Below are 7511 nucleotides of genomic sequence, written 5' to 3'. Positions count from 1 at the left end.
ATCATGTTTGCGCCGGAACCTGTCGCTGCTCGAGGCTTGATCACAAGCTAGCTTGAAAGTCAACCTCACATCCAGATCTCAATGTCTTAATAATCAGTAATAATCAAATTGTCCTCTCAAATTGTCGGATCAATATCGGCAAAGAAGTCTGCCACCCAATTCCAGAGAGACCCTTCTAGGCAAGCAACGTTCAGCTTGGCAAGGGTATGCTAAGGCCAAGGGATCCAGTCGCAAAGGTTGCCCCAGGTGGCTGGCTAGGGAGAACTGATCTATCATCGGCGCACAGCGAGGCATGACGGAAACCTATGGCTAGCGATACGACCGGGGTCAGCTCAGCGAGTTTGGGACGGGCAGCCATTCGAGAGCGCAACTACGGCACTGCTTTGCAGTTGCTCCGGCGGGCTTATCGTGCGGATCCCAGCCCAGAGAATGCCCGTTGGCTGGCCACCGCCTACGAGGAGGCGGGTTACCTTCAATTGGCCGCTCTGTACCGAGAATTGGCCCAAGAGCGCAGGGAGACTCCCAAAGCGATTCAATTTCAGGCCCCCAAACCTCCCAGCACCCTTGAGGAGCTGAAGCAGCCATCTCCTGAACCGCCGGATCGCAAGACCATTCCCTTGCCGCAGCCGATCCCACGCCCAACCCCACCCGCATCTCCTCCGGATCAGCCAATTTGGGTTTACAAGCCCACCCCCATCGATCCCAAAAGCATCAGCCGCCAAGCGCCCCTTCGACCTCAAGCTGCAGAGCCTGCCCCTTCCCCTCAACCATCGGCGGAGAGGGACGACTATCTGCCGGTTCAGCACGCCCCGGATTTGAAAAACCCGCAGCAGGGATCCCCCTTTGTGCGGCGACTGAACCAACTGCATCGCCAGTTTAAGGATCAGCCCACAGCGGAACTGGCGCTACAACTGGCGGAAGCCTACGACGAGCAAAAGAACTTTAAAGAGGCCCAGCGCTACTACCGAGAGGTTTTGGATCTGGATGACTCTTGGCTGTTACGACCGATGGTGCAAGAGCGCCTAGAAGAGCTGCGGCAACTGCAGGAGCCAACAGCCGAACAGAATCCTTGGGCAGATCTCTCAGCCCAAAACTTGCTCAAGCTAGGAGAAAAGTTGGAACAGGAAGGGGAAGTGGCTCGTGCCGAGCAAGTTTACCGGCAGATCCTGAAAATGGATGCCACCCTGGATGTCCATGCTAAGGCTCGCAAGGGTCTAAACCGGCTCTATCCCGACGGAAAGCGGTGATTTGCAGGCCACTCCATTCCCCTCACTCGGCGCAATGGGGAAGCAGCTCACCCTTCCCGAGGATCGAGGGCGTCCCGCAAACCATCCCCCAGCAGGTTAAAGGATAGAGAGGTCAGCACCACCATCAAAGTGGGGGCCAGCACCAGCCAGGGCTGTAGGATGATCACCGAAGCGTTGGTGGCCAGCGAGAGCATGTTGCCCCAAGAGGCATCCGGCTGTTGGATCCCCAACCCGATGAGGCTCAGCACCGACTCTGCCGCAATGTAGCCGGGCACCGCCAAGGTTGCCGAGATCACCACATAAGTGGCTGTCTGGGGCAAAATATGGCGCACCAGCAGGTACAGGGATCCAGCCCCGGCTACCCGCGCTGCCTGCACAAAGTCCCGCTCTCGCAAGGACAGCACCTGCCCACGAATCACCCTGGCTAGGCCCGCCCAACCCACAAAAGAGAGGATCACCACAATCACCAAGAAGCGCTCGGCATTGCTGAAGGGCACCCCGGTCAGCGGATTCACCTGCAACACCGCTGCCAGCGACACCAGCAGATACAGCGTCGGAATCGACATCAACACCTCTGCCAAGCGCATCAGGAGCGTATCCACCCAGCCCCCAAGGTAGCCGGATATGGCCCCCACCAGCAGACCAATGGGGAAAGAGATGCCAATGCCCACCAAGCCGATAAACAGGCTGACGCGCCCGCCATAGACCAAGCGACTGAAATAGTCCCGACCTTGATCATCTGTGCCCAGCAGGTGTAGCCGTGCCACAGAGGGCTCTTCGCCGATTGGGGATCCCACCTGTCCCTCTTCTGCAACAGGCCGCAGCGGGACGGTGCCGAACAGATGCCGATTGGAGGGGATCAACCCCAACCAACGGTAGGGAGTACCGGCCACAAACAAGCGGATCCCGGCTGGACGGCTGGTATCCACCAAGAGCGGGCGTTCTCCCGTTTCCAGATCCACTGGCCCCTGGCGGGTTGGATAAACGTGGGGCCCAATCCAAGCGCCCGATTCATCCCAAAAGTGAATGGCGGTGGGCGGCAGAAGGGATCCCCCCGGTTGAGATTCCAGTGGGCTGTAGGGGGCAACGAACTCGGCAAAAATGGCGCAGGCGTAGAAAACAAGAAGAATGTAGGCTCCTGCTTGGGCCCATCGATTGCGGCGAAGCCGTTTCCACCACTGCATAAGGCAGAGATTCCAGTCGAGTCCAGTTGAACCAAATGCCAACGCAAATTGGCTTTCAGTGTAGCTGATCGTGTCTTGTTCCAGTTGCAGAGAGGGCTGCAAGGTGTCACCGATTCATGCTGGCAGGACGAGTCCCTTCCCCAGTCCAAGACAAGCTCAGCCTGCCAAGGAATAGCTGGGGCTGTAGAGGGCCGTCATCTCCATCCGCACCGCAGCAATCGTCTGGGGCAGCACCCCCACCAGCCGTGCCAAAATGTCATCGGGCAATTGGCTAACCAAATCCGCAGAGAAAAATTCCTCTAAGCTAAAGAGCAAAACCCGCGCCCGCTGGGCCGGCAGAGGATTATCGGTGATTTGCTGTAGCCAACGCATCCAGTGCAGCCGCTTGGCATAGGCACTTTGCCGCTCTTGGTGGTCTTGCGGATGCAGCAAAACCACATCCCCAATGGGGACAACGCCGCCGGACTCCACATCCAATGGCCCCCCAACAGCAGCACCCGGCCCGGCAAACTCAGCATGAAACGTCTTGCAGATGATCAGGGCGTTGTGCCGCTGGGGATCCACCATCAGCAATTGCCCACTGCTGAGGGTTCGAATCAGCTGGCCAGGCTCAACTCGCTGAACCAGACTACGGCTGGGGGGAAGCTCGCTCATAGATCTCAGGATATCCTAACCTTCCCTTGCCTTACATGGTATCTTTAACTTTCTCAGAGCTGCTTGACGCAATCTTCATACTGAGCCCTCTATCGAGACTTTGCATGAGACTTTGCATGGTGAGTATTGCCAGAGGGTCTTCTTCAGGCTGCCGCTGGGCTGAGGCTGATCTTGCCGGTAACATGGATTCTGGTGTCTCCAGCTTGGCATCGGCCAATGCGACGGGCGTAGGGGTAGCCGGCACTGTGCAGCTCTTGCAAGAGGTCTGAGGTGTAGCCGGGATCCACCGCCACCAGCAAGCCCCCGCTGGTTTGGGGATCTGCCAGCAGCAGTTGCTGCCACTCGGGCAGGGATTCTGCCTGTACCCCCTCATAGCCCTGCCAATTGCGACGAGCCGCCCCTGGAAAGATCCCCGCCTCTGCCAGCGAGAGCGCTTCTGCCAAAAACGGAATGGAAGCCAGATCCAAACTGGCCCCCACCCCCGAGCCGCGACAGACTTCCAGCAAGTGTCCCACCAGGCCAAACCCTGTTACATCCGTCATGGCGTGAACTTGCGGTCGCCGAGCCAGTTGCGAGCCGATGCGATTCAGCTGGGTCATCACCTGCAAAACTTCCGCGTAGCCTGCCGCACTGAGCTGACCCTTTTTCAGAGCGGTGGTCATCACCCCGATCCCCAGCGGCTTGGTCAGGATCAGATCGTCCCCGGCTTGGGCCGTGGCATTGCGGCGAATGTGGTGTGGATGGGCCAAACCTGCTGCCACCAAGCCGAAGATGGGCTCCGGCGAATCGATGGAGTGCCCCCCTGCCAAAGGGATCCCGGCTTCTTGGCAAACCTGGATCCCTCCGGCCATGATCCCTTGGATGGCCTGCATCGGCAGGGTATTGACCGGCATGCCCAAAACTGCCAAAGCCAGAATGGGAGTGCCCCCCATCGCGTAGACATCGGAAAGGGCATTGGTCGCCGCGATCCGACCAAAATCCACCGGCTCATCCACAATCGGCATGAAGAAGTCGGTGGTCAAAATTAGGGCTTGGTGGTCGTTTAGTTGATAGACAGCCGCATCATCGCTGGTTTCAGCTCCCACCAACAAAGCCGGATTTGGGGATAGCAGGGGCACATCCTTAAGAATTTGTTGCAGCAGGGCCGGGGCAATTTTACAGCCGCAGCCACCGCCGTGGGAGTACTGGGTGAGGCGAATGGGAGCATCCATAGATTCAAGAAAAGGGAAAAAACATCGGCTGACTTTACTGTAGCGGCATCTGCAGGCAGTCGAGAAATGGACACGCTGAGTTAAGGTTAAAGGGATCCCACTATCCATAGCGTTGCCATGTCTTTTGTTCCTTTGCATCTCCACAGCGAATACAGCCTCTTGGATGGCGCCAGCCAATTGCCGCGTCTGATCGAGCAGGTGGTCGCTATGGGTTTGCCGGGGCTGGCCCTGACGGATCACGGTGTCATGTATGGGGCGTTAGAGCTGGTGAAACTGTGTAAAAGCAAAGGGATTACTCCAATCATCGGCAATGAAATGTATGTAATCAACGGCGATATCCGCGACAAAAGCCGCAAGTACCCCAAGTATCACCAAGTGGTTCTGGCCAAAAATACCCAGGGCTACAAAAACTTAGTGAAGCTAACCACCATTTCCCATCTACATGGCATTCAAGGGAAAGGGATTTTCTCTCGCCCCTGCATCAACAAAGAGTATTTGGTGCAATACAAAGAAGGGCTGATCGTCACCAGCGGCTGCTTGGCAGGAGAAGTGCCTCAAGCTATTTTGCAGCGGCGGCCAGAAATTGCCCGTGAAGTTGCCGCTTGGTACCAAGAGCAGTTTGGGGATGATTATTACATCGAGATTCAGGATCACGGTTATCAAGAAGATCGCTTTGTCAATGTGCAGTTGGTGCGCATCGCCCGCGAATTGGGGATCCCGATCATCCTCACCAACGATAGCCATTTTATTTCCTGCTGGGATGTAGAGGCCCACGATGCGCTGCTCTGCATTCAAACAGGCAAATCCCTTACTGAAAAAAATCGCCTTCGCTACACCGGAACCGAATACCTGAAAAGCCCAGAAGAGATGCGCCGTCTCTGCCGTGACCATTTGGAACAGGAGGTGATTGACGAGGCCATCGCCAACACCCTGAAGGTGCTGGAAAAGATCGAGGGCTATGACCTATTTGGGGAAATGCGCATGCCCGACTACCCGGTTCCACCGGGCCATTCTGCCGATAGCTATCTCACAGAATTGGCCTGGCAGGGGCTGGCGAAGCGCTGCGGTGTTGCTCAGCCGGATCAGATCCCCCAAAACTACCAGGAGCGCCTGCGCTTTGAGCTGAACATCATCCAACAAAAGGGCTTCTCCAGCTATTTCCTGGTGGTCTGGGACTACGTTCGCTATGCCCGCGAGCAGGGGATCCCGGTGGGGCCGGGGCGAGGCTCGGCAGCAGGATCCCTGGTGGCCTATGCCCTACAAATTACCAACATTGACCCGGTTAAATACGGCCTACTGTTTGAGCGATTTCTCAATCCAGAACGTCAATCGATGCCGGATATCGATACGGATTTTTGCATCGAGCGGCGGGGAGAGCTGATCGACTATGTGACCCGCAAATACGGCCAAGAGCGAGTCGCCCAGATCATCACCTTTAACCGCATGACCTCTAAAGCCATTCTCAAAGATGTCGGTCGAGTCTTAGACATTCCCTACTCAGAAGCCGACAAAATGGCGAAATTGATCCCGGTATCCCGAGGCAAGCCCGCAAAATTGGAAGAGATGATTGGCGAGGATACTCCCGCTCCAGAGTTCAAAGAAAAATACGAGAAAGACCCAACCACCCACCGCTGGATCGAGCTGGCACGTTTGTTGGAGGGCACCAACAAAACCTTCGGGGTTCACGCTGCCGGTGTGGTGATTGCTAAGGATCCCTTAGATGAGATCGTGCCTCTGCAGTACAACAATGAAGGCCAAATTATCACCCAGTACTCGATGGAAGATATCGAGTCTTTGGGCTTGCTGAAGATGGACTTTTTGGGTCTGCGCAACCTGACGATGATTCAGCGGGCAGTGGAACTGATCCGAGAACACAATGGCGTCAATATAGATCTGGATAACCTACCCCTAGACGACAAGAAAACCTACCAGCTTTTGGAAAAGGGAGAGCTGGAAGGGATCTTCCAACTGGAATCTTCTGGCATGAAGCAGGTGGTGCGGGAGCTCAAACCTTCCAACCTGGAAGATATTTCTTCAGTATTGGCCTTGTACCGGCCAGGCCCATTGGATACGGGAATGATCCCCGACTTTATCGATCGCAAGCACGGTCGCAAACCGGTAACCTATGCCCACGAACTCCTCAAGCCCATTCTTCAGGATACCTACGGAGCCATCCTCTACCAGGAACAGATCATGCGCATTGCCCAAGACATGGCCGGATACACCTTAGGCCAAGCCGATCTGCTGCGGCGAGCGATGGGGAAAAAGAAAGTCTCCGAGATGGAGAAACACCGCGAGCAATTTGTGCAGGGGGCAGCCAAGCGGGGTGTAAGCCAAGAAGTTGCCACAGAATTGTTTGATCAAATGGTTGCTTTTGCCGAGTATTGCTTCAATAAATCGCATTCTACTGCCTATGGGTTGATTACTTTTCAAACAGCTTACCTCAAGGCCAATTACCCAACGGAATATATGGCAGCCTTGCTCTCTTCTGTGGGGGGAGATCAGGACAAGGTACAGCGCTACATTACCTATTGCTTGTCAATTGGGATCCAAATTCAGCCGCCGGATATCAACCGTTCTGGAATGGACTTTACTCCCCAGGGATCCAGCATTTTGTTTGGTCTGGGGGCAGTGAAGAATGTAGGGGAGGGGGCCATTCAAAACATTTTGGCTGCCCGTCAAGCTGATGGCCCCTTCACCTCTCTGGCGGATTTTTGCCAGCGGGTGGATCTGCGCATTGTTAACCGTCGTGCCCTGGAGGCCCTGATTTGTGCGGGCGCTTTTGATTGTATTTCTGGAAATCGTAAACAACTAATTGCCGATTTGGATCCCATCCTCAGTTGGGCAGCGCAGCGAGCCAAGTCCAAAGCCATCGGCCAAGCCAGCTTGTTCGATCTATTGGGGAGCAATAGCAGCGCCGACAATGGATTTGTGGAGGCTCCGCGTGGGCCGGCTACTGAAGATTTTCCACCTCAGGAAAAGTTGAGGCTGGAACGGGAACTGTTGGGGTTTTATGTCTCGGATCATCCGCTGCGTCGCATTCAGGAGCAAGCGCGGCTGCTGGCCCCTGTAAACCTAGCTGACTTGGGCGGCTGCGCAGCCGATGCCTCTGTGGGCGTTCTCGCCCTGGTGACTGCCATTAAAAATGTCACAACCAAGAAAGGGGATCGCATGGCCATTTTGCAACTGGAAGATCTCACCGGCAGTTGTGAAGC

General features: G+C 55.8%; 5 protein-coding genes. 2 read left to right on the top strand and 3 right to left on the bottom strand.

What is annotated here, in order from left to right; genetic code table 11:
• The first annotated feature begins 305 nt into the window (after nt 1-305).
• Nucleotides 306-1247, top strand: coding sequence for a hypothetical protein (locus tag NW820_RS05205; protein WP_414406873.1), 942 nt, complete (start codon nt 306-308; stop codon nt 1245-1247).
• Between the two features lie 47 nt (nt 1248-1294).
• Here NW820_RS05205 and NW820_RS05200 read toward each other — a convergent pair whose 3' ends face one another.
• The 3 genes from NW820_RS05200 to selD form a co-directional block, all read right to left on the bottom strand.
• On the bottom strand, nt 1295-2431 hold the full coding sequence (locus NW820_RS05200) for an ABC transporter permease (protein WP_414406872.1): 1137 nt from the start codon (nt 2429-2431) through the stop codon (nt 1295-1297).
• Nucleotides 2432-2587: 156 nt separating this feature from the next.
• Nucleotides 2588-3085 (bottom strand): hypothetical protein, encoded by a 498-nt coding sequence (locus tag NW820_RS05195; RefSeq protein WP_011432813.1) that lies wholly within the window; start codon nt 3083-3085, stop codon nt 2588-2590.
• A gap of 143 nt (nt 3086-3228) precedes the next feature.
• Nucleotides 3229-4296, bottom strand: a complete 1068-nt coding sequence (selD, locus tag NW820_RS05190; RefSeq protein WP_414406871.1) for a selenide, water dikinase SelD — start codon at nt 4294-4296, stop codon at nt 3229-3231.
• 117 nt (nt 4297-4413) lie between these two features.
• Between selD and NW820_RS05185 the strand changes: the two genes are divergently transcribed.
• Nucleotides 4414-7511 (top strand): DNA polymerase III subunit alpha (locus NW820_RS05185; protein ID WP_414406870.1); only part of this gene is annotated, 3098 nt, incomplete at its 3' end.

The sequence above is a fragment of the Synechococcus sp. R55.7 genome (assembly GCF_047461955.1).
Taxonomy (GTDB): Bacteria; Cyanobacteriota; Cyanobacteriia; order Thermostichales; family Thermostichaceae; genus Thermostichus.
The sequence above is the reverse complement of the archived record's forward strand: the minus strand, read 5'-3'. Positions and strand labels throughout refer to the sequence as shown.

What these genes read in the sequence shown, in the direction of transcription:
- NW820_RS05200 (WP_414406872.1), bottom strand. Translation starts at nt 2,431, where the DNA reads ATGCAGTGGTGGAAACGGCTTCGCCGCAATCGATGGGCCCAAGCAGGA.
- selD (WP_414406871.1), bottom strand. Translation starts at nt 4,296, where the DNA reads ATGGATGCTCCCATTCGCCTCACCCAGTACTCCCACGGCGGTGGCTGC.
- NW820_RS05195 (WP_011432813.1), bottom strand. Translation starts at nt 3,085, where the DNA reads ATGAGCGAGCTTCCCCCCAGCCGTAGTCTGGTTCAGCGAGTTGAGCCT.
- NW820_RS05205 (WP_414406873.1), top strand. Translation starts at nt 306, where the DNA reads ATGGCTAGCGATACGACCGGGGTCAGCTCAGCGAGTTTGGGACGGGCA.